The organism is Cupriavidus sp. DF5525, assembly GCF_040149425.2.
Lineage (GTDB): Bacteria > Pseudomonadota > Gammaproteobacteria > Burkholderiales > Burkholderiaceae > Cupriavidus > Cupriavidus pickettii_A.
Window position 1 is genome coordinate 3,165,954 of the sequence record NZ_CP168265.1, and the last position, 26,945, is coordinate 3,192,898.

At 62.7% G+C, this 26,945-nt stretch carries 26 protein-coding genes, 1 tRNA gene and 1 pseudogene; 11 read left to right on the forward strand and 17 right to left on the reverse strand.

The annotated features are described in order from the left end of the window. Positions 1–75 precede the first annotated feature (75 nt). The 3 genes from ABNX08_RS14695 to gloB form a co-directional block, all read right to left on the reverse strand. Entirely contained in the window at positions 76–1,968 is a 1,893-nt protein-coding gene (locus tag ABNX08_RS14695) for a propionate--CoA ligase (RefSeq protein WP_022535836.1), read from the reverse strand. 213 nt (positions 1,969–2,181) lie between these two features. After that, positions 2,182–3,876: a transglycosylase SLT domain-containing protein gene (locus ABNX08_RS14700; RefSeq protein WP_022535837.1), complete on the reverse strand. Its 1,695-nt coding sequence runs from the start codon at positions 3,874–3,876 to the stop codon at positions 2,182–2,184. Positions 3,877–4,016: 140 nt separating this feature from the next. Further along, entirely contained in the window at positions 4,017–4,817 is an 801-nt protein-coding gene (gene gloB / locus ABNX08_RS14705; protein ID WP_022535838.1) for a hydroxyacylglutathione hydrolase, read from the reverse strand. 12 nt (positions 4,818–4,829) lie between these two features. Here gloB and ABNX08_RS14710 point away from each other — a divergent pair, with 12 nt between their 5' ends. The 7 genes from ABNX08_RS14710 (at position 4,830) to ABNX08_RS14740 (ending at position 8,888) form a co-directional block, all read left to right on the forward strand. Continuing rightward, the gene (locus ABNX08_RS14710; protein ID WP_022535839.1) at positions 4,830–5,630 is read left to right on the forward strand and encodes a class I SAM-dependent methyltransferase; all 801 of its coding nucleotides are present in this window, start codon (positions 4,830–4,832) and stop codon (positions 5,628–5,630) included. Between the two features lie 71 nt (positions 5,631–5,701). Beyond that, positions 5,702–6,139, forward strand: a complete 438-nt coding sequence (rnhA, locus tag ABNX08_RS14715) for a ribonuclease HI (RefSeq protein WP_022535840.1) — start codon at positions 5,702–5,704, stop codon at positions 6,137–6,139. A 57-nt stretch (positions 6,140–6,196) separates the two neighbouring features. Further along, positions 6,197–6,928: a DNA polymerase III subunit epsilon gene (gene dnaQ / locus ABNX08_RS14720; RefSeq protein ID WP_041681100.1), complete on the forward strand. Its 732-nt coding sequence runs from the start codon at positions 6,197–6,199 to the stop codon at positions 6,926–6,928. 91 nt (positions 6,929–7,019) lie between these two features. After that, a tRNA-Val gene (locus tag ABNX08_RS14725) sits at positions 7,020–7,094 on the forward strand. A gap of 136 nt (positions 7,095–7,230) precedes the next feature. Further along, complete coding sequence (locus ABNX08_RS14730; RefSeq protein ID WP_022535842.1) at positions 7,231–8,241, forward strand: site-specific integrase; 1,011 nt, start codon at positions 7,231–7,233, stop codon at positions 8,239–8,241. Between the two features lie 91 nt (positions 8,242–8,332). Next, positions 8,333–8,542, forward strand: a complete 210-nt coding sequence (locus ABNX08_RS14735; protein WP_022535843.1) for a hypothetical protein — start codon at positions 8,333–8,335, stop codon at positions 8,540–8,542. A 64-nt stretch (positions 8,543–8,606) separates the two neighbouring features. Further along, positions 8,607–8,888, forward strand: a complete 282-nt coding sequence (locus tag ABNX08_RS14740) for a hypothetical protein (RefSeq protein WP_349604230.1) — start codon at positions 8,607–8,609, stop codon at positions 8,886–8,888. A 284-nt stretch (positions 8,889–9,172) separates the two neighbouring features. Here the strand turns inward: ABNX08_RS14740 and ABNX08_RS14745 are convergent, their stop codons facing one another. Continuing rightward, positions 9,173–10,360: a hypothetical protein gene (locus ABNX08_RS14745; protein ID WP_349604228.1), complete on the reverse strand. Its 1,188-nt coding sequence runs from the start codon at positions 10,358–10,360 to the stop codon at positions 9,173–9,175. 347 nt (positions 10,361–10,707) lie between these two features. Between ABNX08_RS14745 and istA the strand changes: the two are divergent. Together istA and ABNX08_RS14755 are read left to right on the forward strand one after the other, a co-directional pair. Continuing rightward, positions 10,708–11,200: pseudogene (istA, locus tag ABNX08_RS14750) on the forward strand (IS21 family transposase); the annotation flags it as partial. A gap of 163 nt (positions 11,201–11,363) precedes the next feature. Further along, positions 11,364–11,714 carry a glycoside hydrolase family protein gene (locus ABNX08_RS14755; RefSeq protein ID WP_051369910.1) on the forward strand — a complete coding sequence of 117 codons (351 nt, stop codon included), beginning with the start codon at positions 11,364–11,366 and terminating at the stop codon, positions 11,712–11,714. Between the two features lie 53 nt (positions 11,715–11,767). On the opposite strand, the gene ABNX08_RS14760 is transcribed toward ABNX08_RS14755, so the two are convergent. The 7 genes from ABNX08_RS14760 to ABNX08_RS14790 all read right to left on the reverse strand — a co-directional run bounded on the left by ABNX08_RS14760 (position 11,768) and on the right by ABNX08_RS14790 (position 20,209). Beyond that, positions 11,768–12,919, reverse strand: coding sequence for a S1C family serine protease (locus ABNX08_RS14760; protein ID WP_022535847.1), 1,152 nt, complete (start codon positions 12,917–12,919; stop codon positions 11,768–11,770). 20 nt (positions 12,920–12,939) lie between these two features. Further along, positions 12,940–13,905: a zinc metalloprotease HtpX gene (locus tag ABNX08_RS14765; protein WP_022535848.1), complete on the reverse strand. Its 966-nt coding sequence runs from the start codon at positions 13,903–13,905 to the stop codon at positions 12,940–12,942. After that, positions 13,892–14,386 carry a phosphate-starvation-inducible PsiE family protein gene (locus ABNX08_RS14770; protein ID WP_022535849.1) on the reverse strand — a complete coding sequence of 165 codons (495 nt, stop codon included), beginning with the start codon at positions 14,384–14,386 and terminating at the stop codon, positions 13,892–13,894. The genes ABNX08_RS14765 and ABNX08_RS14770 overlap by 14 nt, the downstream gene beginning before the upstream one ends. A 35-nt stretch (positions 14,387–14,421) precedes the next feature. Further along, positions 14,422–14,859, reverse strand: a complete 438-nt coding sequence (trxC, locus tag ABNX08_RS14775; RefSeq protein ID WP_022535850.1) for a thioredoxin TrxC — start codon at positions 14,857–14,859, stop codon at positions 14,422–14,424. Next, positions 14,856–16,736 (reverse strand): ATP-dependent zinc metalloprotease FtsH, encoded by a 1,881-nt coding sequence (ftsH, locus tag ABNX08_RS14780; RefSeq protein ID WP_022535851.1) that lies wholly within the window; start codon positions 16,734–16,736, stop codon positions 14,856–14,858. Before ftsH ends, trxC begins: the two co-directional genes overlap by 4 nt. Positions 16,737–16,913: 177 nt before the next feature. Continuing rightward, entirely contained in the window at positions 16,914–19,757 is a 2,844-nt protein-coding gene (gene clpK / locus ABNX08_RS14785) for a heat shock survival AAA family ATPase ClpK (RefSeq protein ID WP_349604224.1), read from the reverse strand. A 98-nt stretch (positions 19,758–19,855) separates the two neighbouring features. Further along, positions 19,856–20,209 (reverse strand): Hsp20/alpha crystallin family protein, encoded by a 354-nt coding sequence (locus ABNX08_RS14790; protein ID WP_022535853.1) that lies wholly within the window; start codon positions 20,207–20,209, stop codon positions 19,856–19,858. Positions 20,210–20,696: 487 nt separating this feature from the next. Between ABNX08_RS14790 and tnpB the strand changes: the two genes are divergently transcribed. After that, a complete protein-coding gene (gene tnpB, locus ABNX08_RS14795) occupies positions 20,697–20,972 on the forward strand; it encodes an IS66 family insertion sequence element accessory protein TnpB (RefSeq protein ID WP_349604222.1) in 276 nt (91 codons plus the stop codon). A 457-nt stretch (positions 20,973–21,429) separates the two neighbouring features. Here tnpB and ABNX08_RS14800 read toward each other — a convergent pair whose 3' ends face one another. From ABNX08_RS14800 to ABNX08_RS14820, 5 genes are all read right to left on the reverse strand, one after another. After that, positions 21,430–21,888 carry a phosphate-starvation-inducible PsiE family protein gene (locus tag ABNX08_RS14800; RefSeq protein ID WP_374063679.1) on the reverse strand — a complete coding sequence of 153 codons (459 nt, stop codon included), beginning with the start codon at positions 21,886–21,888 and terminating at the stop codon, positions 21,430–21,432. Between the two features lie 257 nt (positions 21,889–22,145). Continuing rightward, a complete protein-coding gene (locus tag ABNX08_RS14805; protein ID WP_022535856.1) occupies positions 22,146–22,712 on the reverse strand; it encodes an Hsp20/alpha crystallin family protein in 567 nt (188 codons plus the stop codon). Between the two features lie 72 nt (positions 22,713–22,784). Further along, on the reverse strand, positions 22,785–23,066 hold the full coding sequence (locus ABNX08_RS14810) for a hypothetical protein (protein ID WP_022535857.1): 282 nt from the start codon (positions 23,064–23,066) through the stop codon (positions 22,785–22,787). An 81-nt stretch (positions 23,067–23,147) separates the two neighbouring features. Then, the gene (locus ABNX08_RS14815; RefSeq protein WP_022535858.1) at positions 23,148–23,561 is read right to left on the reverse strand and encodes an Hsp20/alpha crystallin family protein; all 414 of its coding nucleotides are present in this window, start codon (positions 23,559–23,561) and stop codon (positions 23,148–23,150) included. A gap of 15 nt (positions 23,562–23,576) precedes the next feature. Further along, entirely contained in the window at positions 23,577–24,017 is a 441-nt protein-coding gene (locus ABNX08_RS14820) for an Hsp20/alpha crystallin family protein (RefSeq protein ID WP_022535859.1), read from the reverse strand. A gap of 304 nt (positions 24,018–24,321) precedes the next feature. On the opposite strand from ABNX08_RS14820, the gene ABNX08_RS14825 reads away from it, so the two are divergent. After that, positions 24,322–24,552: a DUF2796 domain-containing protein gene (locus ABNX08_RS14825; RefSeq protein ID WP_051369776.1), complete on the forward strand. Its 231-nt coding sequence runs from the start codon at positions 24,322–24,324 to the stop codon at positions 24,550–24,552. Positions 24,553–24,675: 123 nt separating this feature from the next. On the opposite strand, the gene ABNX08_RS14830 is transcribed toward ABNX08_RS14825, so the two are convergent. Then, positions 24,676–26,700: an ATP-binding protein gene (locus tag ABNX08_RS14830; RefSeq protein WP_349604217.1), complete on the reverse strand. Its 2,025-nt coding sequence runs from the start codon at positions 26,698–26,700 to the stop codon at positions 24,676–24,678. Positions 26,701–26,945 lie beyond the last annotated feature (245 nt).

Genomic DNA, 26,945 nt, shown 5'->3' on the forward strand with positions numbered 1-26,945 from the left:
TTAGACTGCATCACGACACATGGCAAGTACGCGATGCGGAGTGCCCGGCAAGACACCCCGCACCCGCCGGGCGCTTCAGACCTTCAGCGCTGACTGGATCTGTTCCAGCGCCCCCGGATCCTCGATCGTGGTCAGGTCGCCGGGGTCGCGCCCTTCCGCTACCGCCTGCATGGCGCGCCGCAGCAACTTGCCGGAGCGCGTCTTGGGCAGCGCGTTGACAAAGAATACGCGCGCTGGCCGCGCCACGGCGCCGAGCTGTTGCTCCACCGTCTTCATCAGGTCGCCTTCCAGCGCCAGCCGGTCCGCCGTCGTTGCCGTGCGCGCGGGATCGCGGGCGATGCAGAACGCCATCGCCACCTGGCCCTTGAGCGCGTCCTGCACGCCCACCACTGCCACCTCGGCCACGGCTGCGTTCGAAGACAGGCTCTCCTCGATCTCGCGCGTGCCCAGCCGGTGTCCGGCCACGTTGATCACATCGTCGGTGCGGCCCAGGATAAAGACGTAGCCGTCCTCGTCGCGCACGCCCCAGTCGAAGGTGGAATAGCACAGGCGGTTCGGCACCGCCTGCCAGTAGGTGCGCACGAAGCGGTCGTCATCGCCCCACACCGTGCTCATGCATCCGGGCGGCAGCGGGCCATCGATGGCGACCACGCCCTTCTGGTTGGACGGGCATTCCTCGCCGGTGTTCTCGTCGACGATCTTCAGGTCGTAGCCATAGGCCGGCACGCCGGGCGAGCCCAGCTTTGGCGGCAGCGGCTCGATGCCGCGCTGGATCGCGAGGATCGGCCAGCCGGACTCCGTCTGCCAGTAGTTGTCGACCACCGGCTTGCCCAGGCCGTCCTGGATCCAGCGGGCGGTGGGCTCGTCCAGCGGCTCGCCGGCCAGGAACAGCAGGCGCAGGCTGGACAAGTCATAGCGCGTGAGCCAGGCCGGGTCCTGCTTCTTCAGCACGCGGATCGCAGTCGGCGCGCTGAACATCAGGTTGACCTTGTACTGCTCAACCAGCCGCCACAGGATGCCGCCGTCAGGGCGGATCGGCGTGCCTTCATACATCAGCGTGGTCATGCCGGCCAGCAGCGGGCCGTAGACGATATAGCTGTGCCCCACCACCCAGCCGATGTCCGAAGCGGTGAACATGGTGTCGCCGGGCTTGCCGCAGAAGATGTATTCCATCGACGTGGCCAGCGCCACCGCGTAGCCACCGGTATCCCGCTGCACGCCCTTGGGCTTGCCGGTGGTGCCGGAGGTGTAGAGCACGTAGGACGGCTCGCTCGATTCCAGCCACACGCACGGCACCTGCTCGCCGGCGACGCGATCGCGCCAGGCGGCGTAGTCTTCGTCGCGACCTTCGGTGCGGGGCATCCCGGCCAACTGGCGGTCCACCAGCAGCACCTTCTCCGGCTGGTGCGAGGACAGCCGGATGGCCTCGTCCAGCAGCGGCTTGTACGGCACCACCTTGCCGCCGCGCGAGCCGGCGTCGGCGCTGATCACCACGCGCGGCTGTGCATCGTCGATGCGCGCCGCCAGGCTGACCGAGGCGAAGCCGCCAAATACCACCGAATGGATCGCGCCGATGCGAGCGCACGCCAGCATCGCGAACGCGGCCTGCGGGATCATCGGCATATAGATCAGCACGCGGTCGCCCTTCTGCACGCCCAGCGCCTGCAGGATCGCGGCCATGCGGTTGACCTCGTCGTGCAGCTCGGCGTACGTGAAGCTGCGGGACTGGTCGGTCTCGGTGGAGATCCAGTGCAGCGCGGGCTGGCTGGCGCGGGCCGCCAGGTGGCGGTCGACCGCGTTGTGGCACAGGTTGGTGCGCCCGCCCACGAACCAGCGCGTAAAGGGCGCGCGGCTGTTGTCGAGAACCTTGTCGAACGGGGTTTCCCAGTCGATGCGCGCCGCCTGTTCGGCCCAGAACCCCTCGGGGTCGGCCAGCGAACGGGCATGCACGGCATGGCTTGCCGTCATGGCTGTCTCCTCCGCGTCAGCGGTTGTTGTGATGATGGCGGTAGTTTGCCACCGGCGCGGCCGCGCGGGGATGGACTTTGGGAGGGGTGCCACGCCAAGGTCCGTTGCAGGCACAAACCCGGCACAGACCCGGGCACAAAAAAAGAGGGCGTGCCGCCGGCATCGCCCTCTTGCTCTACACCCCGCCGGCTCGCGCCGGCGCCCTGGCTTGCGTCAGCGCGCCTTGGCACCCTTGCTGCCGGGCTTGGCCGACGCCTTCACCGCCGGGCCGGACTTGGACTCGCGCGCCACGCGCGCCGGCGCCGCCTTGGTGGTGCGCCGCGGCGAGGCCTCGACCACCACGCGCTTGCGCGGCTCGGCCTTGCCCTTGGCCGAGACCCGGACCACACCGCCCTTGCCGGCCTTTACGCTCCGTTCCGCGCGTTCGGAGCGCTCTTCACGGTCGGCCCGGTCGGCCTGCTCGGCCCGCGCCGCCCGCACCGCGCCGGCGCCACGCACCGGCACCATCAGCACCAGGCTCTGTCCGGCCACCAGCTTGGTGCCGGACAGCTTGTTCCACGACTGCACCTGCCGCGCCGACACGCCATAGCGGCGCGCCACCGAGGCCACCGTATCGCGCCGCCCGGCGCGTACCACCACGCGGCGCGCGTCGGGCAGGTCAGGCTCCATCGCCAGCATCGCGCTGTCGGCCAGGCTCGCGCTGATGTCCTGGTCGTGGCGCCCCGAGCGCGGGATCATCACGGTCGAACCTGCCTTCAGCCGCATGCCCTTGGGGATGCTGTTGATCTCGCGCAGCGTATCGGCGTCGACGTTCAGCCGCGCCGCCAGGGCTTCGACGCGCTCGCGGCCATCCACCGTCACCGCGGTCCAGCTCGAGAGCCCGCCGCGGTAGGTGTTCAGGTTGTACTGGAAGCGCTCGGCATTGTCGAACGGCAGCAGGATCTGCGGATTGGACGCGCCCAGGATCACCGGCCGGTTGAACGACGGGTTGAGCGCCTTGAACTCTTCCACCGACATGTCTGCCAGCTTGGCCGCCAGGTTGACGTCGATATCGCGCGAGGTGGTCACCGTGACGAAGTACGGGTGGTCCGGGATCTCGGGCAGCTTGACCCCGTACGCCGCCGGGTTGGCGATGATGTTCTTGACCGCCTGCAGCTTCGGCACGTAGTAACGTGTCTCGTTGGGCATGGTCAGGCTGGCGTAATCGGTCGGCAGCCCGCGCGCCTGGTTGCGCGCGATCGCGCGCGACACCGCACCCTCGCCCCAGTTGTACGCCGCCAGCGCCAGGTGCCAGTCGCCGAACATGTCATAGAGCCGCGCCAGGTAGTCCAGTGCGGCGTCGGTCGAGGCCAGCACGTCGCGGCGCTCGTCGCGGAACATGTTCTGCTTGAGGTTGTACGACTTGCCCGTGCTCGGGATGAACTGCCACATGCCGGCTGCCTTGGCAGTGGATTGCGCCTGCGGGTTGAACGCGCTCTCGACAAAGGGCAGCAGGGCCAGCTCGGTCGGCATCTTGCGCCGTTCCAGCTCCTCGACGATGTGATACAGGTACCGGCTTGAACGCCCGACCATCCGCTCCATGTATTCCGGCCGCTGCGCATACCACTGGGTGCGGTCGTCGACCAGCGTGCCCTCCAGATCCTCCATGGCGAAGCCGCGCCGGATACGATCCCAGATATCGGTGGACGGCCCGCGCAGCCAGTTCAGGCCGCCCTGGTCGACATTGATGGTGGAAGTGGTAGAAGAAAGCGCCGACTTGTCGCTGAGGGTATTGAGCGGATCCTGGCGCTTGGCAGTCTGGGCGGTCGGGGCGCCGTTGGCATCGGCGTCAGGCGGCGTGGGGGTGCTGGCGCAGGCTGCAAGCAGCGCCGCGCAGGCCACTACCGCCAGTAATCGACCAATTTTCATTAAGTTCTCGAATCGTGACGCTAAAAGGTTGCGTGATGCTAAAAAAAACGGCCTATCGCGTCAATCAGATTTTCTACATAGCAAGGCCGCGCCATTCCTTGCCAGACAAGGGGCGACGGCCGGGACTGCATTATATTCAGTCAGCGGAAATTATCCTTCCAGCCGCGCAGTGCGCCGAAGGCAGCGGCGTCGCTATCGGTACTTCCGCCCTGCGCCACCACCGCGTCACGCACCGCTGGCTCGCGCGAACGCAAGAAAGGATTGACCGCGCGCTCGTGGCCGATGGTGGTCGGCAGCGTCGGCTCACCTGCCTCGCGCAGCGCGGCGACCCGGTCCTCCCACGCCGCCAGTGCGGCATTGCCGGGCTCGACTGCTCGCGCAAAGCGTACGTTGCTGCGCGTGTACTCATGCGCGCAATAGACGCGGGTATCGGACGGCAGGGCAGACAGCTTGTCGAGCGACGCCAGCATCTGCGCCGGCGTGCCTTCGAACAGCCGCCCGCAGCCGCTCGCGAACAAGGTATCGCCGCAGAATACCGCGGGACCGGCCTCGCCCAGCTCGCCCACATAGGCGATGTGGCCGGCGGTGTGCCCGGGCACGTCCAGCACGCGCAGCGTCAGCGCCGGCTCGGCCAGTGTCACCACATCGCCTTCGCGCAAGGCCTGGGTGCGCCCGCCGATGCGCTCGCGGACCGGCCCCAGCACCGGCATCGCCTCGCTTGACGGGGTACGCGGGTGTGCCGCCAGCAACTCCGCCACGCCGCCCTGGTGATCGCCGTGGTGATGGGTGATTACAATAGCGCCCAGAGCCAGCCCCTTTTGCGCCAGGAAACGCTCCACCGGCGCAGCCTCGCCGGGATCGACCACGGCGGCGCAACGCCCGTCGTGGATGGCCCAGATATAGTTATCCTGGAATGCCGGGATCGGCTCAACCTTCAACATGCGCGTGCTCCTATGTCCAATCGTCCCACTCGCCCGATTGTAAGCTGGGAAGACTGGCTGGCCTCGCCTCCCGGTGAGTACATGCTGCGCTGGGAAGCCCAGCAGTATGACCGGACCGTGGCCGACGTCTTCGGCTACCACGCAGTGCAGTTAGGCCTGCCTTACATCGACACCCTGCGCGAGAACCGGATGCCGTTCTCGGCGCTGGCGCTGGACCCGTCCAGCGGCCCGCACGGGCCGCGCGCGGCACATCCGGACGCGCGCCAGCTGCTGTGCCGCTTCGACGAGCTGCCATTCGACGAGCAAAGCATCGACCTGGTCACCCTGCCCCATATCCTCGAGTTCACAGAAGACCCGCACGAGGTGCTGCGCGAGGTCTCGCGCGTGCTGATGCCCGAGGGGCGCGTGGTGATCACCTGCTTCAACCCGATGAGCCTGTGGGGCGCGCGCCAGGGCATGAACCGGCTCGGCGCCACGCCCTTCCTGCCCACGGACGCACAGCAAATCGGCTTCGTGCGCATCAAGGACTGGCTCAAGCTGCTCGGCCTCGATATCATCCGCGGCCGCTTCGGCTGCTACTGCCCGCCCTACCGCACCGACCGCTGGCTGCAGCGCGCCGCCTTCATGGAAAAGGCCGGCGACCGCTGGTGGCCGATTTTCGGCGCGGTCTATATGATCTCGGCCATCAAGCGCGTGCGCAATGTGCGCCTGGTCGGCCCGGCCTGGAAGAGCAAGCCGGCGCTGTCGCCGGTGGCGTCGCCCGTGGCCACGCCCACCGGAACGCACGGCAAGACGCCCGGCAAAGCGCGCTGACGCCGCGCGCCTTTTCGCCTCATTCGCCTTCAATGCGCCGCCCGCCACGCGGGCGGCCACTACGGAAACACATGGAAGAAGTCACGATCTACTCCGACGGCGCCTGCAAGGGCAATCCCGGCCGCGGCGGCTGGGGCGCGGTGCTCGTCGCCGGCACCAGCGAGAAAGAACTGTTCGGCGGCGAGCCCAACACTACCAATAACCGCATGGAAATGACCGCGGTGATCGAAGCGCTGCGCGCGCTCAAGCGGCCCTGCACGGTGCGGGTCTACACCGACTCGCAATATGTCCAGAAAGGCATCAGCGAATGGCTGCCCGGCTGGAAGGCGCGCGGCTGGAAGACCGCCGACAAGAAGCCCGTCAAGAACGCCGACCTGTGGCAGGAAATGGACGCGCTGGCGCAGCAACACCAGATTTCCTGGCACTGGGTGCGCGGCCACAACGGCCACCCCGGCAACGAGCGCGCCGATGCGCTGGCCAACCGCGGCGTCGAATCGATCGGACGCTGACGCCTCGCCACAACAACAACCGCGGGGCGCACGCGCCGCTCCGCTAGAATGCCCGCCATGCGACAAATCGTTCTCGATACCGAAACCACCGGCCTGAATGCCGCCACCGGCGACCGCCTGATCGAAATCGGCTGCGTCGAGCTGCTCAACCGCCGCTTGACGGGGCGCCACCTGCACTTCTACGTCAACCCAGAACGCGACATCGACGAAGGCGCGATCGCCGTGCACGGCATCACGCTCGAGTTCCTGGCCGACAAGCCCCGCTTTGCCGACGTCGTCCACGAGATCCGCGAATTCGTCGCCGATGCCGAGCTGATCATCCACAACGCACAGTTCGACCTGGGCTTCCTCGACATGGAATTCCAGCTGCTGGGCCTGCCGCCCTTCCGCCAGCACGCCGGCAATGTGATCGATACCCTGCGCGAAGCGCGCCAGATGTTCCCCGGCAAGCGCAACTCGCTCGATGCACTGTGCGACCGCCTGGGCATCAGCAACGCCCACCGCACGCTGCACGGCGCACTGCTCGATGCCGAACTGCTGGCCGAGGTCTACCTGGCCATGACGCGCGGGCAGGATTCGCTGGTGATCGACATGCTCGACAGCAACGCCGCCAACGGCAACGCGATCGCTTCGGCCGACCTGTCACGCCTGGTGCTGCCCGTGCTGCGCGCCAGCGAAGCCGAACAAGAGGCTCACCTCGCGCTGCTAAAGGGCCTGGACAAGGCCAGCGGCGGCAAGACGGTCTGGCAGGAAGCCATCGCGGACGAGCCGGGAAGCCTTGCTGCCTGACAAAAAATCAAAAAAGGGCTTTACAAGATACAGGGGCCTCGGCATAATCTCATTTCTCCGCTGCACGACGGCAACGACGACGCAGCAGCAGGGGTGGTTAGCTCAGCGGTAGAGCACTGCCTTCACACGGCAGGGGTCACAGGTTCAATCCCTGTACCACCCACCAGATTCGGAAAAGCCAGCCTTGCGCTGGCTTTTCTCATTTCCGGGGTTAGGACGCACTAACCCTTCGATTTCTGGCCTCCCTCGAATCGGTCCGGTTGCCACAAATTTGCCACACGCAAACTTGTGAAGGACCACGAATGGCGACTATTCGGCAACGGGGATCGAACTGGGAAGCCCAGATTCGACGCAAAGGCTGGCCCACCCTCTCCCGCAACTTCTCGACCAAGGGCGACGCCCGGGCATGGGCAACCGTCATTGAGTCCGAGATCGAGCGCGGCGTCTTCATTGATCGCACCGAAGCCGAAAAAAACAGCCTGGGCGATCTGATTCGGAGATACCTGCACGAGGTGTCCGCCCAGAAGAAGGGCGCGCAATCGGAGCGGTATCGTCTCACCGCGATGCTTCGCGATCCCCTTACGCAGGTGAAGGTCGCGGCTTTGTCAGGCAAGCTCATCGCCGAGTGGCGCGACAAACGCCTGAAGCAGGTATCCGGCTCGACAACGAACCGTGACCTGAACCTGATTTCCCACGTGATTAATGTGGCACGCAAAGAATGGGGAATCCACATTGACAATCCCGTGTCGATGATTCGCCGGCCCGCGGAAAATCGCGGGCGCAACCGACGCCTGGGATTTGGAGAGGAGGAACGACTCCTCGCCGCACTCGAAACACCTCCACGCGACCCCAGAGGACGCCTTGCCGGCCCTAGCAATCCCTGGATGCGACCACTCGTGATCGTGGCCATGGAAACCGCCATGCGGCGGGGCGAGTTGCTCTCGCTTCATTGCAGGGATGTCGATCTCAGCGACAGGTACGCTCGTCTTCACGACACCAAGAACGGCTCAGCACGCGATGTACCGCTTTCAACGAGGGCCACGGCCACCCTGGCAACACTCCCTCGTCATATTTCTGGCCGCGTTTTCCCCATTACCGCCGACGCGGTCAAGAAATCGTTCACCCGGGCCGTAGCAAGAGCTGGCCTGGAGGATTTTCATTTCCATGACCTCAGGCATGAGGCAACTAGTCGCATCGCCGACAAATTGGACAATGTACTCGAGCTTTCAGCGGTCACTGGACACAAGTCGCTGTCGATGTTGAAGCGCTACTACCATCCGCGCGCGCGGGATCTCGCGCTAAAGCTCGGATAACGAATAGGCCACAAAACACTGATGCGGCGTATGCAGTGGTAGCACCCACTGCACCCGCCTGACCACAACCAACCTTACAAGGAGGTTTGCTATGGCTGACGCCATTCTAGCCGCGCACCCGCTGCGCACCCTGCCCCAGGACAGCGACCTGTCCTGCGTGCTCGACCTGGAAAACCCGTTCTACATGACTCTGGAGCGGCTGGAAGGGCTGATCACGACCCAGCCAGCGGGCGAGATCCGAGCCTATCTCTATGGCCTGTGGGACATGCGCCGTGCTGCTGTCTACGCCGAGGGAGCCTGACATGCGGCGCGCACTATTGCTAGCCGCCGCCTTGGCCGGAGCCTGCCCGGCAGGGGCCGAGACAGTGGCAGACATCCTGCGGGCTGGCCAAGCCGCTGCGGCAGCGCTTGAAGCCCAGCGGCAGGCAGAGGAACGGGCTGTGTGGAAGGCCAACGAGGAGGCCATCGACAACACCCCGGTGTGGACGTGTACCTGTGTAAATGGTCAGGAGATCTGGAGCTTCAAGACCGTCAGGCAGATACGAGCCGAGAGCGGGGTCAGAACCGAACGCTCGCAGGCCCTATTCAACGCCTACCCGCAGATGAGCACACAACTCAACGCGCAGCTGACCAACCGTTGCCAGTAGTGGTCTATGGCAGGCTTCATGTCGCTCGCCATGAAGCACGAATTCGTTGGACTGCTCTGCACCAGTTGCTCACTGTCTCCTGCCGACCCATTACCGTCATTCAGGTCGCAGGGGCGTCAACGGCCGTTCTCAACTGCTGATTCAACCGGTGGTTGCAACGTATTGAGCGTATTGATGGTTGGTCTTCGGGGAGTTGGGAAAACGGTTCTCCTCGATCAGATGCGACACGACGCCGAAGCCAGCGGCGCTCACACTGTCGTACGGTGATGTCCATGGTATGCCTCTCAGTGGCGTTCAACCTCTTCGGACTCTTTGGGTTCCGGCCAACCCGCAGGCCGCCATCCGCCTACTTCCTTGAACATAATTAGTTCTGGAATCAAGCATTCGAAGCTCTGGAGAGCCCGTTCCTTGATGAGTCTCCAAAACTCGGCTTTGAAGATTGCAAGCCCCTCCTCAAAATTGTTCAACGCAACGGGCGCAGCTAGGATGGCCGCCTCGTGAGCGCTCTCCATAAAGATTCTCTTCATGACATCATGCGGGTGCGACCACATGACAGTCGCATAGAGAACGTTATGAGCTGACCGCGTGTGTAGCACCGGCATTAACATATGGAAGCCACAGCTTTTATCTCTTAAATACACCCATTCAAGCACCAATTTTGTTTCGTCAAGAAGCTTAATTGATGTGATACGGATTTTGTGAGTCTCCAAGAATAGGCAATCTCTATTTTGCGCGTGAGCTAGCTCCTTCGCTCGTTCAACCACGGCCCGATTCTCGGGCTCGCCTTGCTGAAAAGTCACAACATTTCTCGACTCTCTTAATGGGGGAATCGCTTGTAAGTATTCCTCGCCGATATAAACGAGTCGGTAGCCATCATGGCCAAGATTTCGGTCCCGTTCCGGACACAGCTCAGGGATCCGTGAGTGGGCATTGCCTTCATAGACGGCATGAAGCCATTCAACCTCGTCCAACTTTTTCTGTACGCCGCGCCAAGTGAAAGTGGTATCCAGAAAGAGACCGAACTCCTCGCCGTTCAGTCCCGGCGGATGATCACGGTTGAATTCGCTAAGCCGTGCCGCCATATAGGGCAGCGCCGCGCCGTGATGAGTAGGGGAGTAGGCTTGAAAGGTATCAGCAATGGTCTGGCGCACGCCGACATTAAGCGAGCCCTGCAGTCCGAGGACCGTGTTTGCGTGGGCAGCCAAGGTGGTCCGCATTGGAATCAGGACGAAGCAATCAGAGAGAGGCTGCCTAAAGCGCTCAATACGGTATTGCCGGCGAATCGCCGAGACTATTTGGACCTCGCCGAGTGATCCCGGCAGAGGATGCTGTGAGCCTGTAGTGAATCCACGCGCTGACAGTCGTGATGGATCCGGTGCCAAGCTAAAAGTATCGCCGTTCCTACGCGGTTGGCAGACCCAGTCAAGTAGTTGGGGGTCGCTTAATTGCACAGGATCTGTGATCGCGTCCATAGTCGCCTCGTATAGTTAGTCAGGGCATCATAGTTAGTGCCCTTCGGTGTAGGGCCGCCGCACGCGCCAGGAACAGGATGCGGCGAGCGCGGCCGAGCAGTTTGCTGCTCGACGAGATCGAGTAGGCGCAGAACGGTCTTCGGCATCGGTCTGCCTCCCTTCGGTCGCACCTCCGGATCGTGACTGAATGGCGCATACCTTCCTCCTGCCTGAGCATGCGCCGACGATGCTTTAAGTCTAGTCCAAGGGGAAAAAGCCGCGCGGGACGCGCGCGAGGCTGCATCGAACCGTGCGTCACGCGATGCCTCCTAAGACCCAAGGCGGCGGAGGTCCCGGACGTGCCCATGCGGCTGGAGTTCAGGCCCGGCGAGGCCGCCCAGATCCGACTTCGGTGCCGGTCCGACGCTCACCGATGTGTACACCGGCGAGATCCACAAGACCTGGTACTTCGTCATGACGCTGTGCTGGTCCCGGCATCAGTACGTCGAGCTCGTGCGCGACCAGACCATTGCCACCTGGCTGCAGTGTCACCGACATGCCTTCGAATGGTTCCATGGGGTGCCGGCGCGGCTCATTATCGACAACCCCAAGTGCGCCATCATCAGGGCCTGCCTGTATGAGCCGAACGTCCAGCGGGCCTACGCCCAATGTGCCGAGGGCTATGGCTTCCGCATTGATCCCTGTCCGCCACGGGACCCACAGAAGAAGGGCATCGTGGAATCGGGAGTCAAGTACGTAAAGAACAGCTTCGGGCCCCTACGCGACTTCCGCGACCTCGCCGATGCCAACCGTCAGGTGCGCGCCTGGGTCATGGCTGAGGCCGGCATTCGTATCCACGGCAGACCCGGCGTACCTGTGTCACGTCCATGCCCTCGGCCTCCGCGATCTCGGCCACCGACGCCGCCCGCTGCTCGCCCAGCAGGCGTTGCCAGTGGTGCGCCAGCCCGAGCGCCCGCATCAGCGCGGTGCCAAAGCACGACCCGACCCGGGCTCACCCTTACATCTGTATCCTACGATCGGCTACGGGCATCTCTGCGATCCGAGGCACCCACCGATCACGGAGGCCGAGGCAGAGCGCTACCTGGCGCACGATCTGCAAACAGCGCTCGCCGCCACGCTGCGCTACTGCCCGGTGCTGGCCACCGAGCCAGAGGGACGGCTCGCGGCCATTGTGGACTTCACGTTCAACCTTGGGGCTGGACGCCTACAGACGTCGACGCTGAGGCGACGGATCAATCAGCGGGATTGGACCGCTGCAGGACAGGAACTGCGGCGCTGGGTCTATGGTGGCAGGAAGGTGATGCCGGGACTCGTCGCCCGCCGAGAAAGCGAAAGTATTCTTCTCCTGAAGTAACGTGAGTCAATCAGCCAAGACTGGTTACACATAGAGCACTGATCATCCCGAATTCAGATGCCCGGCTGCAGCTCAATCCGCACCTCGCGAGCCTTCCCCTCTCGCTCAACAGATAAAACGACAATGTCGCCCACCCGACGATCATCCAGTTGCGCCAAGAGGCCAGCAACACCGTCAATGGACTTCCCGTCAACAGCGGTGATAAGGTCGCCGGGCACCATCCCTTCCTGAGTAGCGCGTATCCCGACCAGCCCGGCTCGCTGCGCTGCCGAACCGGGCTGTACCAACAGGACAAACACGCCACGGCGGCCGGTGACCATCTGCAAGCGCGCATTGAGTTGCTCGTCCACTTCAATACCCAAAGCCGGGCGTACGTACTTGCCGGTCTTGATCAGCTGCGGCACCACCCGCATGACGGTGTCCACCGGCACAGCGAAGCCAATGCCAGCCGACGCGCCGGACGGACTGTAGATGGCGGTGTTGATGCCAATGAGACGCCCGGCGGAATCGAGCAGCGGCCCGCCGGAGTTGCCGGGGTTGATGGCGGCATCGGTCTGGATCAGATGCTCGATGGCAGGGCCGCCGGCATCACCGGGCAGGGAACGATCGAGTGCTGAAGTGATGCCCGTGGTTAGGGTCCAGTCCAGGCCAAAGGGGTTGCCAATGGCGAAGACCTTTTGCCCCACCTTGAGGTCGGCGCTGGTGCCAACCGGTACGGCCGGCGGACGCTTGAAGCCAACGCCGATCTTGAGCACTGCGATGTCGTGAGCCGGACTTGCGCCGACCAGGGCGGCCTGATAGTCGCGACCATCGGCGAGTTTCACCGTCGCTTGTGAAGCGCCCTGGATGACATGAAAGTTGGTGACAACGTGTCCCGCGTCATCCCAAATGAATCCGGAGCCGGTTCCGCGCGGTACGGAGAAGACGTTACGGGTCCAGACATCCCGAACCAGTTGGGCCGTGGAGATGTACACCACCGAATCGCGTGATTTCTCGAAGAGTTCGATGGTCGAACGTTCATCGGCAGCGAGATCTCCGCGAGGGGTGACCGTTCTCTCGGTGGCCTGTCGGGGGCTGAACCACGCCTCGATCGCCGGCAGGAACTGCCACAACAGCATGAGCGCTGCGATACAGGCGGTGATGACCAGCCAGCGCCGGAGAAAATGGTCTGGTGCGAGGCGGCCGTAAGGGTCGTGGTAAGCCATGGGATGTCTCCTAGTTCGAATCAGCGCCAGAGGCCGCCGGGATACCAGCGCGGTGAGCGCATCGCCTTGACGGATTCCGGAACGGAGTAGATGGAATCAGGCCGCAGCGTCACAGGATGCTGGGGCACGAGTTCAAGTAGCCGGGCGATGCGCTCCGACGTCGCCGGATGCGTGCGCAACCAGGACGGTTCCGGATTGCCCCACCCCGGCATGAGCCACGCGCGCCAGGAGCGACTCACCCGCTCGATCTTTGCCAGGGCCGATGCCAGACCGTGCGGGTCGCCGGTCAATTGCGCGGCCAATAGATCGGCATCGAATTCACGTACGCGGGACAAGCCAAGCTGAGCGAGCAGTGCCAGCTGTGGCGAAGCCGCCAACAAGAACAGACCGAACCAATTCACGTCTGCGACTCCGACGAGCAATGCAGGCAGGCTGAGAACAATCGCAACCTGCCCCAGCATGGCCAGCACGCTGGTGAGGCGGCTGATGTAATCGGCCAAACCCATGACACGGAGATCGTCATTGGCGATATGCGCCATCTCGTGTGCAATGACCCCTTCCAACTCACGCGGTGTGAGGTTGCGTAACAGGCCCTCGGTGAGCGCAATGGCTGAATGGCGCTTCGAACCGGTTGCAACGGCATTGACGACGGTGCTGGGCACATAGTGTGGAGTCGGGACGGCAGGCAAGCCCGCGCGGTTGGCCAACTCGCGCACCATCGCCCAGATTTCGGGTGCTTCACCCGGCCGGATGACACGCGCGCCATACAACTTCAGCGTCAGCGCCGAAGCTGCCGCCGGTTCGAGTAACAAGGCGAATAGGCTTGCTCCCAGGGCGACCCAAAGACCCGTTTCGCCGAATAATAGGCCACCGGCGAGTGCGGCGATACCGATCAAAGTCAAAACCAGCAGCGCTGTCTGCAGGCGGTTGCTCAAGCGATGCTGTGGCCAGAATTGACGTTCGTCGCGTGGGTCACTCGCTGCCATGCATGGCGTCCTCGGCAATTCGGTCATCGCGCTCACGCAGCAGCCAATAGGTCAGACCCAGGGCCAGGGTGGCGCCAGCCAGCGCTGCGACTTTGGCCGGGCTGACATCGGGATCGAGGATCACGAACTTGCGGGACAGCGCGATCAACCCGATCAGGATGACCGTCTTGACCTGAATGATGCTGTCACGGCGCAAGACCACGCGCACGATGGAATGCTTGAATTCCATCGCGATCAGGAGCGTCATGATCATGCCGAACACACTCTGGAAGATCTTGTGGTCGAGCGGATTGAATGCATCGATGATCAGCAGGCTGAAGACAATTTGGATCAGCTGCACCAACGACACCACGACAATCACCGCGATCACCACTGAAAGGATGAGGGCGACGGTCTGCTCGAAGCGTTCGTAAAACGTCATCACCGCCCATTCACGACGGAGTCGTTCGAATGTCGTCCCGGTCTGATTGCTGTTATTCATGCGCCACTCCTCCAAAAACAGGCCATTCCAACCATTCAACGCAGTTGCGCGGATACCCACCGCACGATGTCCTGCGCCCCCATGGCGCCGGCCTGGCGCGTGACTTCACGCCCCCCTTGAAAAAAGACCAAGGTCGGAATGCTGCGAATACCGAACTGGGCGGCCAAATGAGGCTCTGCCTCGGTATTCACCTTGGCTAGCCTGATCTTGGGTTCAAGCAAGCGCGCCGCCTGCTGATACTGCGGGGCCATCATCTTGCAGGGCCCGCACCACGGTGCCCAAAAGTCGATCAGCAAGGGAATGTCGCTGCGCTCCAGGTGGCGCGGGAACGTCGCCGCGGTCAGTTCAATGGGCTCGCCGGTAAAAAGGGCACGCTGGCATCGGCCACAGTTGGGCTGGTCATTGAGCTTTGCTGCTGGCACGCGGTTGATGGATTGGCAGTGCGGGCAGACGATATGAACGCTGTCGCTCATGACATGGCTCCTTTGGGGTTGAGTTGTTGTGAACCCACCGTCGGGGCCGATATTTCGCTCGTCTCGCACTTCAGCCCTTGGGTCAACTGGCGGATGTCGATTTCGTCGAGCGTTTCTCGCGAAAGCAGCTCGCGAGCGCATCGCTCAAGCACGTCGCGATTGGTTTCAAGAATTCGGTAGGCGCGATCGAATACCCCCATTACGATGTCACGAATCGCCTGATCGATGCGCGCCTGGGTCGATTCGGCCACCCGGCAGCCCCCCTGCGCCAGTTCGGGCGCATCGAGAAATCGCGGCCGCTGCGCCTCGTACGCGATGTAGCCCAGGCCTTCGTCCATGCCATAGCGCGTGATCATGTCGCGGGCGATGTCGGTAGCCCGCGCAAGGTCGTCTGCCGCGCCGGTGGAGAGCTCGCCGAAGACGAGCTTCTCGGCGGCGCGTCCTCCCAGCAGGACGGCGATCTTGTGCTCCAGATCGGCGCGCGTCATCAGGAACCGATCCTCGGTGGGGCGTTGCAGCGTGTAGCCCAGCGCGCCGATGCCGCGAGGGATGATCGAGATCTTGTGGACCGGGTCGGTTCCCGGCAACGCCAGCGCCACCAGTGCGTGCCCCATCTCGTGAAAGGCCACCGTCTCGCGCTCCTTCGGGTTGAGCACGCGATTCCTCTTCTCGAGACCGGCGACGATGCGTTCGATGGCGGCGGTGAAGTCCTGCAGCTCAACGGCCGATGCCTTGCGCCGTGTCGCGGTCAGTGCCGCCTCGTTGACCAGATTCGCGAGATCGGCGCCGGAAAAGCCGGTCGTCAGCGCGGCGACCTGTTCGAGATCGACGTTTGCCGCAAGAGTGATTTTCTTGGCATGGACCTTCAGGATATCGAGCCGGCCTTTCTTGTCGGGTCGGTCCACCAGCACCTGGCGGTCGAAGCGGCCGGCGCGCAGCAGTGCCTGGTCGAGAATCTCCGGGCGATTGGTCGCGGCGAGTATGATCAGCCCCACCGAGCTGTCGAAGCCGTCCATTTCGGTGAGCAGCTGATTGAGCGTCTGCTCGCGTTCATCGTGGCCGCCGATGGGCCCGCCCACACCCCGCGCCCGGCCGAGCGCATCGAGCTCGTCGATGAAGATGATGGCCGGCGCCTGACTGCGCGCCTGCTCGAACAGGTCACGCACGCGCGCCGCCCCCACGCCGACGAACATCTCGACGAACTCCGAGCCGGAGATGGAGAAGAACGGCACGCCGGCCTCGCCGGCTACCGCCTTGGCCAGCAGCGTTTTGCCCGTGCCGGGTGGCCCGACCAGCAACACGCCCTTGGGAATCCGGGCGCCCAGACGACCGTAGTCTTGCGGGTTTTTCAGGAAATCGACGATCTCGACCAGTTCCGCCTTGGCCTCATCCACGCCCGCAACATCCGCGAACGTCACACCGGTGTTCTTTTCCACGAAAACCTTGGCGCGGCTCTTGCCGATGCTCAGGAATCCGCCCATGCCTTGCTTCTCGGCGAAGCGGCGAAACAGGAAGAACCAGACGCCGAAGAACACCACGGCAGGCAGAATCCACGACAGGATGTCGCGCAGCCAGGTGCTCTCCACCACGCGCGCATAGGGGACGTTGTACTTGGATAGGCGTTCGGCCAGATCGGGCTCGACCCGAGTCGCAACGATCATGGTCTTGCCCCGGCCGTCCGGCGACTTCAGGCGCCCGGTCACCGTGCGATCCGACACCAGCACTTCGGCGACGCGGCCTTCGGCCAGCGCTTTCTCGAATTCGCTGTAGGGCACGGGCTCGACGGTCTTCGCCGCTTGCCAATAGTTCTGCAGCATCAGCAGCAACATGAAGGCGACGATCCAGTAGCCGATGTTCCATTGATCTTTCTTTTCCATGGCAGGGAATCCTCGAAACCGCTATTTCGACGAAAGGCCGCCAACGTGGCAGCAATTCAATGCGCCACCTGAATCAAGCCACAGGTCACGCCCGTTCATGAGGAGGTGCCCGGCCGCATCAAAGAGAAAGCACGGGCTGCCCGTCTCGAATTTTCAGGATTAGGGCAGCCCCGCGCTTCATGCTTTTTCACTTTCGGACTTCTTCTTGCGCGCCCCCTTGTTCGACTCCTTGGACGAGCCCGGCGGTTGCGCAGATTCGGCGGACGCTTCGTCGCTGGCCGGAGCGGGTTGCTTTCGCTCGAACTCGACCCGCTCCGCCTTGTCGTCCCAACGTGTACAGGCGTGATCACCCTTGCCGATGCCGCCGCCGAGCATCTCGCGCGCCAGTGCCGTTTCCAGCTCGCTGCGGATCAGTCGTTTGAGCTCGCGGGCACCGAATTCGGGCTTGTAGCCTTCTTCCGCGAAGTGATCGACCAGCGTCCCATCGAACGTCAGCGTCACGCCCTGGCTCGCGGCATTGCGGGCCACGCGATCGAGTTGCAGGCCGACGATGTGGCGGATCTCCTCCTTGCCCAGCGCATGGAAGACGATGATCTCGTCGATGCGGTTGAGGAACTCGGGGCGGAAGTGCCCGCGCAGCACGTCCATCACCTCTGTCTTGGTCTTCTCGTACTCCTCGCCGGCCGCTCCGCGCGCCTTCAGCCGGCGCTGAATGATGTCGGATCCCAGGTTGGACGTGGCGATGATAATGGTGTTGGTGAAGTCCACCACGCGACCCTTGCCGTCGGTGAGCCGCCCGTCGTCGAACACCTGCAGCAGGATGTTGTAGACGTCGGGGTGGGCCTTCTCGATCTCGTCGAGCAGCAGCACGCTGTAGGGCTTGCGACGGACCTTCTCCGTGAGCTGGCCGCCTTCGTCATAGCCGACGTAGCCCGGGGGAGCGCCCACCAGCCGTGCCACGGTATGGCGCTCGCCGTACTCCGACATGTCGATGCGCAACAGGGCGCCCTCGTCGCCGTAGATGGATTCGGCCAGCGCCTTGGCGAGCTCGGTCTTGCCGACGCCGGTGGGGCCCAGGAACAGGAACGTGGCCACGGGCTTGCCGCCTTCGCGCAGACCCGCGCGCGACAGCCGCACCGCATCCGCCACAGCGTGTACCGCCTCGTCCTGCCCCACCAGGCGCTCGTGCAGCCGCTGCTCCAGGTGCAGCAGCTTCTCGCGCTCCTCCACCGTCAGCTCATTGACGGGGATGCCGGTCAGGCGCGAGACGATCTGCGCCACGTGTTCCGCCTTGACTTCGGCGCTGCCCGAGCCGCGCTCGCGTTCCCAGTCCTCGACCAGCTTCTTGAGTTCGGCCTCCTTGGCATCGATGCGCTTGCCGATCTCCGCCGCCTTGTCGTATTGCTTGCGGGAAGCCACGTAGTCCTGCTCCCGGCGCAACTGGTGCAGTTCGGACTCCAACTCCTGCACCGCAACGGGGCGGGCCGTCGCCGATAGCTTCACGCGGGCGGCAGCCTGATCGAGCAGATCGATGGCCTTGTCCGGCAGGAAGCGCGCGGTGACGTAGCGGTCGGACAGCTCGGCGGCCGCGATGATCGCGTCCTCGGTGATGCTGACCTTGTGGTGCGCTTCGAAGGTATCGCGCAGGCCGCGCAGGATCATGATGGTCTGCGCCACCGTTGGCTCGGGCACCATGACCGGCTGGAAGCGCCGCTCCAGCGCGGCGTCCTTCTCGATGTACTTCTGGTACTCGTTGAGCGTCGTCGCGCCGATCAGGTTCAGCTCACCGCGCGCCATCATCGGCTTGAAGACGTTGGCCACGTCCAATCCGCCTTCGCCACCGCCCTGGCCGGCACCAACAATGGTGTGCACCTCGTCGATGAAGAGGATCAGCTCGCCCTGGTGCTCGGAGATCTCCTTCAGCACCTTCTGCACGCGTTCCTCGAACTCGCCACGGTACTTCGCGCCGGCCACCATGGAATTGATGTTCAGCTCTACCAGGCGCTTGTCGCGCAGCGTCTCGGGCACCTCGCCGGCCACCATGCGCTGTGCCAACCCCTCGACGATGGCGGTCTTGCCCACGCCAGGCTCGCCGATCAATACGGGGTTGTTCTTCTTGCGCCGCGCCAGCACCTCGATGGTGGTTTCGATTTCCTGCGCGCGTCCGATGACCGGGTCCAGCTTGCCCTCACGCGCCATCTTGGTGAGATCGCGCGAATACTTGTCGAGCTCCGGCGTATTGGTCGGCGTCTCGGCGCGGCCATCCTCCGCACCTTTGCCGACCACCTTGTTTACTTGCTGGCGCAGGGCCTGCGGCGTGAGGCCATAGCGGCGCAGCAAGTTGGCGGCCAGCCCTTCGCCCTCTTCGGCCAGACCGATCAGGAAGTGCTCGGGCCCGACGTAAGAGTGTCCTAATTCATTGGAGGCGACGAAGGCGCGACTAAGCGCATCCTTCACGCGTGGCGACACGCCGATCTCGCCTTCAAACGGCTTGTCGCCGCGCTTGGCTTCGGCTTCAATCTGGCGTTTGAGGTCATCGACCTTGATCTTAAACTGGCTCAGGATGGTCTTGACCACGTCGCTGTCGGCCAGCGCCAGCAGCAGGTGTTCCGTATCGACTTCGGAGCGACCGAACTCCGCGGCACGCTTGGCAGCTTCCTGCAACAGGGCCTCGGAGTGTTCGCTGATGCGGCTGGCCAGCCCGCTGCCGCGACGGCGCGGCGTGCCAGCCCCTGCGGAGGCTGGTTCGCCGAACGACGCATCGACCACTTCATCGGCATCGGCCGCAACTGGTGCCGAGTCTTCTCCGATGCGGAAGAAATCGCTGCCCAGAAAATCTTCGAACAACCCGCTGCGCGAGCCGAAAAGGGCTTCCAGCGGGGAAATGGTGCGCTTTTGCTGGCGCACCAATTGGCGGTAGTGATCGTCACACAAAAGCATGGTGCTGTGGCGACCATTGAGATTGGCTTCCACCCGCACCTTGGCAGGTTGGCCGCAGACTTGGCATTGTTTTCTGGCCATGCTGGCGCTCCTTGGGTCATTTAGATGACGAGGTGCAGCATGCCGCGGCACCTCGTCTCTTGGTTGGTCTTCGTGGCGACCGCAACGGAATTTCCGAGTTAGCTTTCAATCGGAATCGAACGGCCGTGCTTCGGTGCACTCGCTTCGCGCTTGTCCATGGTGATCGTGAGCACCCCATTCTTGAATGAGGCCTTGATCGAATCCTGGTTGGCATCGTCAGGCAGGTTCAGTGCACGCTGGAAACTGCCGTAGGAGCGTTCGACACGATGGAAGCCGCCTTCCTTCTTCTCCTGCTCCTGGCGCTTTTCACCTCGCACCATCAGCACGTCGTTGTCGAGCGTGAAGCCCGGCAAGTCACTGCGCTGTACCGGCAGCGAAGATGCTGTCTGCTGCTCTTCTTGCTCCTTCTTGAACCAGTTCCAGGGAGCCCACTTTTTGAGATCAAGATCCATGTGTAACCGTCCGCTGAAGGCCGTGTGCGTAAGGTGAATGTATCCAGAGTAGTCACCATCAGAATTTGGTGGGGACTACTTTGGAGTCTCTGGCAAAACGGGGCGGTCGCCTGCACGGGAGCCGCAATCACCCGATTGAACTCAAACGTAGGCTGGCAGAAGCTGCGTGCGTGCCAGGCGTTTTTGTTTCAAAGCTAGCGCTGGAACACGGCCTGAACGTGAACATGGTCTTTCGCTGGCGTCGCATGTATCGCGCGGGCCATTTCGGTACCCCTGAGGTTGCGAACGACCCACTGCTGTTGCCCGTCATCGTTGAGGCACCCCCAGTCGAAGGATCGGTCGACGTGCCTCCTGCAGGGGAACCAATGCGATCAGCCGGAAGCATCGCCCACCGGAGTCATACGGTTGCAACTGGCCAAGGGACAAGTGAGCATTGAAGGCCGGGTCGATCCGGAAGTCCTGCGCACGGTGGTGCAAGCCTGAGCCAATGAAGGGGCCGCCGGCGAACACCCGAATCTGGGTTGCCGCAGGTTTTACGGACATGCGATGCGGCTTTGATGGCCTGGCGGCCAAGGTGCAGACGGTACTTCAGAAGGATCCCTTCTCGGGCCACGTGTTCATCTTCAGAGGCAAACGTGGCGATCTGCTCAAGTGCCTGTATTGGCGCGATGGCGGACTGTGCCTGTTTGCCAAACGGCTGGAACGGGGGCGCTTCGCATGGCCGCGCGCCGAAGGTGGGATAGTTGGCCTACTGCACTATTAAGCACATCATAGGTGTGTAAAAAACCTTCGACTGCGTTTTCTGGAGAATCAACGACTTAGCAGCTAACTCAGCTAGCGCTCCCCCGCATTAGAACCGGAAATGGCGAGACTGCCGTGACGCGAAGCGCAAATTCGCTGGACTGCGCCTCACCGGTTGTACGGCAGCTTTCGAGGTCCAACGGTCATCCGTGAGCCCGCGGACGCCGAAACGTTCACGGCCTTTCCGGACGGTCACGGATCGCGGGAAAGGGTCGATCAACGCTGCGCCGTGGGTGTCCGTCTCCGGAAGGGCGGCGGGATCACTCCCAACCCGGAGCGGCCTGTAGCTCACCGAAACGCGGTCGGCTCGAACAGCTCTTGAATAAGGATGAGGCGCGCGAGAAGGTGACGGGGCTCTGCTCACCCTTTGCAATCGAGCGTGGCCGGCGCCTCCGCCGCGAGAGCGGCGGCGATCAATGTCATTCCGGGGAGCTTTCCGCTTCCACCGGATCATCGCGCTGACGCATGAGCCAATAGACCCCGCCCAGTGCCAGGAGTGCGGCGGCCAGTGCGCCAATTCGGTACGGATCGGTGTTCGGATCAAGAATGATGAATTTGCGCGCGATCGCGAGCAAAGCAATCAGCACGACCGTTTTCACCTGCACGATATGGTCGCGTCGAAGCATCACGCGGATGATGGAGTGCTTGAATTCCATCGCGATCAACAACGTCATGATCATGCCGAAGACCGTCTGGAACACAGCATGATCCAGCGGGTTCAGCGCTTCCCACACGAGCAATACGAGTACCGCGCGGATGAGTTGCCACATTGATATGGCGATGATTACGGAAATGACGCCGCTCAGGATATACGCGACTGCCTGTTCGAAGCGCTCGTAAAAGCCAAGGACGCGCGGCTCCAACCGCAGTGCGTCCATCACTCTGCTGGCCACATTTCTGTTCTCATTCATGGTGAGCTTCCATGTTGTTCATGGTTGCTGTCGTATGCGGGTTGTTTCCAGCTATACCTGTGTGGGTCAGGTTTCCTTGCTCGTTGGAGGTGCGAACCTCTTTTGAGCGTGTCGTATGCGCGCCGTTAGCGGCGTCGGTCCCGCAGTGCCGCCGGGTGGCGTGGCGAATTATTGCCACGTCACCCGCCGGGCACGCTACCGTCCGACCCTACACGCCGAGGAACTTACTTGATCTCGATCTTCCTGACCGCGGAGCGCGCGGAATCCGTTTTCGGCAAACGAAGCGTCAGGACGCCCTTGTCAAACTTCGCATCCGCCTTGTCGACGTCGACCCCTTCGGGCAGCGGAATCGTGCGAGTGAATGAGCCGTACGACCGTTCCAGCCGGTAGCAGCCATTTTCCTCGCTCCTCGTGTCCTGCTTCTTCTCGCCACGCAGGACCAGGACGCCGTCATCGATGAACGTCTGCAAATCCTCGCGACCCAATCCCGGCAACTCAGCGGTGATACGCAGCGCGTCGCCGTCGTCGACGACATCGATGCGCGGCTGGAACTGCGACGAACTGAAGTCGCCGAACCATCGGTCAAGACCGCCGACGCCTGCGAAGGGATCGTGCAGCAACTCGCCCATCGCCCGCCACGGGTCCGACGAAAAGAGCAGGGACGCATCGCGCCACCCGGTCAACCAATGCTTCGACGTTGGCGCACTGGACGAAGGTTGCTCGCCGGCTTTTTCGGTTTGCGTTTTGCGCAAGAATTTGAACGGGTTCCATTTGCTCAGATCGGTGTTCATTTCATCCTCCTACGAATTGCATGGTGATTGACATGCAGTACGCACGGAAAGGCCCGACGCCGCCAAGACGTGCTACGCGGCCAAACCCAGCGCTTGCACCGGTTCGCCTAACACACCGCGATTGATCAGTTGCACGGCGTATTGCATGGCGTCGCGTTCGGCTTCCTGCCGGCTGCGCCACCGCTCGCCGTAACGCGGCAGATGCCAGTCCGCTAGCACTTCGCCGTTCATGCAAATCTGTACGATCGCCACATAACCGTCAGGAGCGGATACCGGCGTTTGAATGTGTCGAACCGGCACTGCACGGATGTTGATTTGATGCCCTTTCCAGGATTCCTGTGTCACGTCATTCATAGCGAACTCCGAGAAGTACAGTGGTGGCGATCCGCGGGCGCCACACCTGGTTTCCTCATTGTCGTGATGGTGTGCTCCGGCTTACCCGAGCTTGACCTCTATGCGACGAGGCCGGGCTTTTTCACTGCGCGGAATGCGTAGCTTCAGCACACCGTCCTGCAGGTTCGCCTCGATCTTGGCCGTGTCGAAGTCTGGACTCAGCGTGAAGGCTCGGAAGTAGCTCGGTGCCGGTATTTCGGCATGCAGCAGCCGCAAGCCGTCGGGTGTCGGCACGCTGGCCTCGGCCTCGATCACGAGGTTGCCGTCCTGCACCTTCACATCGAGCCGGTCCTTCGAAACGCCGGGCAGATCGGCGACAACTGTGATGCCCGTTTGGTCTTCGAAGACATCGACGGCCGGCACGATAGTTCCCCGACGTTCCCCGGACTTCGCCTGCGTGCGCGGCGTCACGCGGGTTTTCTGTTCGCGTTCGACAACTTGAGTGGTATCGCTCATGGCTCTCTCCTCAAATCATTGGACCGTAATCGACCGGGGCCTGGACGACTCATGCTTGCTGACCGTCACGCACAGACAGCCGTCGACATAACGCGCCTGCACCTTGTCGGGGTTAGCGTTCTGCGGGAGTTCGATGACCCGCCTGAAGGTGCCGGCGAAGCGCTCCTCGGCGTAGACCTTCCGGTCGCTATCGCCATCGGGCACTGATGGTTTGCGCTCGCCGCTGATCGTCAACAGGCCCTTGCCGATCGAAACGTCGAGTTCGGCCGGTTTCATGCCGGGCGCGAAAGCGACGATCTCGATGGTGTCGTCGGTGACGCCGATGTTGACTTGCGGGAACGCACCGCGCCTGGCGGAGCGGATGCTGGATGGGAAGCCCCCGAAGAGTTCGTCGATCTGCCGCTGAAAGCGGTCGAATTCGCTGAAGAGGTCGTTCCCGAAGTAGAGATCACTCATGGTCGTATCCTCCTTTCATCCACAAAAGGAAGGCGAACGGGCGTACGCGCTCCAGTTCGCCTGCCAGATACCTGACAAACAAATGAAACACGCAGCGCGATAACGCGACTGCCTGAGCGAGATTCAAAATAGGAACGCCTCCGCGAAATTTCAAGAGGTCGCAGGGTCACGTCGCCCGAGCCTTGAAATCCGCTCTGTCGCCCCTATTCTCGACGCGCATTGCGTTTTTTCACAAGGAGGCGAGTATGGATTTCGATGTGGAATGGCTGACGCTGGGCAAACACCGGGCGTCGCGCAACAAGCCATGGCGCGATTGCGCGATGGCGAGGCAATCTTCGTGACATCGCCTGCCGCGGGTTGCCACCTGGAGTCCGTGCAACTCGATTTCGGCGCGTTGACGCCGGCATTCACAGCCGCCAGCGACAGCGCTGCTGAGGCATCGCCGGGCGCGACTCCGGGCGGTGAACATGCCGATCTGGATGCCGACTACACGTTCCGCTGCAAGGCGCCCGCAGCGCTCCATCAGGTCGCGTAGCGGCCGACATGCGATCGATCGTGCCAAGATGTTTGTCGGAAAACCGGGCATCCGGGTTGATGCCATCCACGTGGCCAATGGACGCTGCCCGCCCTGCGAGCGACCTCTTTGGAGGCTGGCAAGTTATTCCACCGCCGGAAGGTGCAGCGTAACGGTCGTGCCCTTGCCTACTTCGCTCTCAAGAGAAGTATGGCCGCGATGCAGCAACACAATCTCGCGCACGAGGGCGAGGCCCAGACCATCGCCGGCCGACCCGCGCTGCAGCTTGCCGCGGAAAAACTTGTCGAACACCAGCCTGAATTCGTCGACTTTGATCCCCATGCCTCTATCGGTCACTTTCAGCACGGCGTTGCCGCTTTCGTCCGACGCTCTAGCGACCGACACGTTGACTTCTCTCCCAAGGCCGTACTTCACGGCATTCTCGAGCAAATGGCGTATCACGCTGGCGAGGGAGGCGGAGTCGCCCATCACATAGACTGGCTCTCGCGCAGACTCCAGAGTCACCCGGTTATCGTTCCCAAATTCTGCCTCAACAACGTCTCGCACGAGACTTGCGAGATCCACCCGGCGAAACGTCATCTCGGATGCTCCAAGGGTTTCCAGGCGCGTCAGTTGAAGATGATTTGAAACGAACTGGCTGATGCGCTGGGCTTGCGAACGAATCGTGCGATAGATGCCAAGGCGTTTTTCCGGGGGGATCAGATCGGCGGCGAGGAGGTCGGCATATCCGACGACGTTTGCGATGGGAATCTTGCTTTCAGCTTCTACGGTAGCAATGAAATGCGATCTGACCCGTTCCTCGCGCCGCATTGCGCTTACGTCGCAGACAGACACCACGCAGCCAGCGCCGTCGCTGGTATGTACAACACGGATTGCATAGCTGGATGAGTCCGCTATATCGAACTCGATAACGCTGCTGAAGTCGTGTGAGGCTGCGGTCCGGTCGATCTCCGCAAGCAGTTCGGACGGGGTGGCTGAGTCCCGCGTGGGACGTTGGCCTCGATACAGAAGGTCAACGAACCGTTGTGGCGTGGCGCCGCGCAAGTCCCCAGGCGAAGCGCCTAGGGTGTCGCACAGCCCGCCGTTGGCGTCTTCCACCTGGCGATCCTTATTGAAAATGGCAACGCCGCCCGGCACGGCAAAGAACAGCGCATGCAGGTGCTGGTTCCTTTCTCGTAGCCGGCGGCTGACCACTGCCTCCCGATGCGCCAGCTTCGCCATCCTCATGATCGACTTTGCTTGGCGCATCTGGACGAGGATGATCAGTGCGGATACCAAGCTTGCGATGCAAGCGACGAGGAGCAGCCTGCCGCGGTACACTGATAGTGCTTCATGGCGGTTGTAGCCGACCACAACCGCTAGGTTTCCTCTCGATAGCCGATGTACGCCATAAATGCGCTCGACGCCGTTCAGTGGGCTGTTCTCCACCACTTCGGCGTGGGCCGCGGCAACTACAGCTCGCCGGGCTGAGGAGCTCGCCGGCAGTGGCTGCCCAGGGTCGTAAGCCGACCCGCTCCAACGCACCCGGTAGATGAAGTCATTGGTACCCAGCAGACCGATTGCACCCTGGCTGCCCAAATGGATGATGCTTTGGGAGATGTTCGTCAGCGAGAGTGGGTCAAGCGACACCGCGACGACCCCCACGAAACGGCCTGTCGGCGCCACGATTCCCTTGGAAAGCAGGACTACCCAGCGACCTGAACTACGCCCCCGCAGCGGCTTGCTGACAAACAATGTTGGCCTGGGATTGTTGGCATGTACGCGGAAATGCTCGCTATCGCCTACGTCAAGCGCTTCGAAGGTCGGATTGGTCGATGCCCTGAGGACGCCCCTTTCGTCCAGAATCGCGGTTTGAAGGAAGGATTCGGCACTGAGATGACCGTTGCGGGTCCATTCGGCAAGCGGCAAGTCCGGACCTCGTTCGATGACGGCGCCGCCTACCAGAGAGGTCAGTTGGTCCGCCTCCATCAATGTGCGCTCGACGTGCTGGCCAAGGGTATAGGCAAGACGGTCGGCATCGACCTGGATCCTGCGTAATTCGCTGCCTCTGTCCCACCCGGCCCACAGGGCGGATCCCAGCCAGACCAACAATAGGAGCATGAATGCCGAAATACCCGGGGTGATGGTGCCCGCGGTGCCTTCCGCCACTACCGGCCTATATATCTCCAGACCCATGAATCCTGGCCACCCCGAAAAAAAGTAGGTACAGACAGCCGCTAGAGGCGGCGCCGTCGAACGGCGAGGTGGTGCAACTGCCGGAGCACTAGGAAGGCCGGTGCGTGGTTGCGTCTCTCTCCAATATGTGCAAATATGATAGCAACATACTTGTATATGTGCAAAATCGATATACAATGCACGCACGGATCTTTGGGGTGCGTCACATCCCGCGATTT

What these genes read in the sequence shown, in the direction of transcription:
- ABNX08_RS14700 (WP_022535837.1), bottom strand. Translation starts at nt 3,876, where the DNA reads ATGAAAATTGGTCGATTACTGGCGGTAGTGGCCTGCGCGGCGCTGCTT.
- ABNX08_RS14730 (WP_022535842.1), top strand. Translation starts at nt 7,231, where the DNA reads ATGGCGACTATTCGGCAACGGGGATCGAACTGGGAAGCCCAGATTCGA.
- ABNX08_RS14770 (WP_022535849.1), bottom strand. Translation starts at nt 14,386, where the DNA reads ATGAATAACAGCAATCAGACCGGGACGACATTCGAACGACTCCGTCGT.
- ABNX08_RS14710 (WP_022535839.1), top strand. Translation starts at nt 4,830, where the DNA reads ATGTCCAATCGTCCCACTCGCCCGATTGTAAGCTGGGAAGACTGGCTG.
- ABNX08_RS14760 (WP_022535847.1), bottom strand. Translation starts at nt 12,919, where the DNA reads ATGGCTTACCACGACCCTTACGGCCGCCTCGCACCAGACCATTTTCTC.
- trxC (WP_022535850.1), bottom strand. Translation starts at nt 14,859, where the DNA reads ATGAGCGACAGCGTTCATATCGTCTGCCCGCACTGCCAATCCATCAAC.
- ftsH (WP_022535851.1), bottom strand. Translation starts at nt 16,736, where the DNA reads ATGGAAAAGAAAGATCAATGGAACATCGGCTACTGGATCGTCGCCTTC.
- ABNX08_RS14810 (WP_022535857.1), bottom strand. Translation starts at nt 23,066, where the DNA reads ATGAATGACGTGACACAGGAATCCTGGAAAGGGCATCAAATCAACATC.
- ABNX08_RS14805 (WP_022535856.1), bottom strand. Translation starts at nt 22,712, where the DNA reads ATGAACACCGATCTGAGCAAATGGAACCCGTTCAAATTCTTGCGCAAA.
- rnhA (WP_022535840.1), top strand. Translation starts at nt 5,702, where the DNA reads ATGGAAGAAGTCACGATCTACTCCGACGGCGCCTGCAAGGGCAATCCC.
- gloB (WP_022535838.1), bottom strand. Translation starts at nt 4,817, where the DNA reads ATGTTGAAGGTTGAGCCGATCCCGGCATTCCAGGATAACTATATCTGG.
- clpK (WP_349604224.1), bottom strand. Translation starts at nt 19,757, where the DNA reads ATGGCCAGAAAACAATGCCAAGTCTGCGGCCAACCTGCCAAGGTGCGG.
- ABNX08_RS14800 (WP_374063679.1), bottom strand. Translation starts at nt 21,888, where the DNA reads ATGGACGCACTGCGGTTGGAGCCGCGCGTCCTTGGCTTTTACGAGCGC.
- tnpB (WP_349604222.1), top strand. Translation starts at nt 20,697, where the DNA reads ATGAAGGGGCCGCCGGCGAACACCCGAATCTGGGTTGCCGCAGGTTTT.
- ABNX08_RS14695 (WP_022535836.1), bottom strand. Translation starts at nt 1,968, where the DNA reads ATGACGGCAAGCCATGCCGTGCATGCCCGTTCGCTGGCCGACCCCGAG.
- ABNX08_RS14790 (WP_022535853.1), bottom strand. Translation starts at nt 20,209, where the DNA reads ATGGATCTTGATCTCAAAAAGTGGGCTCCCTGGAACTGGTTCAAGAAG.
- ABNX08_RS14765 (WP_022535848.1), bottom strand. Translation starts at nt 13,905, where the DNA reads ATGGCAGCGAGTGACCCACGCGACGAACGTCAATTCTGGCCACAGCAT.
- ABNX08_RS14735 (WP_022535843.1), top strand. Translation starts at nt 8,333, where the DNA reads ATGGCTGACGCCATTCTAGCCGCGCACCCGCTGCGCACCCTGCCCCAG.
- dnaQ (WP_041681100.1), top strand. Translation starts at nt 6,197, where the DNA reads ATGCGACAAATCGTTCTCGATACCGAAACCACCGGCCTGAATGCCGCC.
- ABNX08_RS14820 (WP_022535859.1), bottom strand. Translation starts at nt 24,017, where the DNA reads ATGAGTGATCTCTACTTCGGGAACGACCTCTTCAGCGAATTCGACCGC.
- ABNX08_RS14745 (WP_349604228.1), bottom strand. Translation starts at nt 10,360, where the DNA reads ATGGACGCGATCACAGATCCTGTGCAATTAAGCGACCCCCAACTACTT.
- ABNX08_RS14825 (WP_051369776.1), top strand. Translation starts at nt 24,322, where the DNA reads ATGGCGCGATTGCGCGATGGCGAGGCAATCTTCGTGACATCGCCTGCC.
- ABNX08_RS14815 (WP_022535858.1), bottom strand. Translation starts at nt 23,561, where the DNA reads ATGAGCGATACCACTCAAGTTGTCGAACGCGAACAGAAAACCCGCGTG.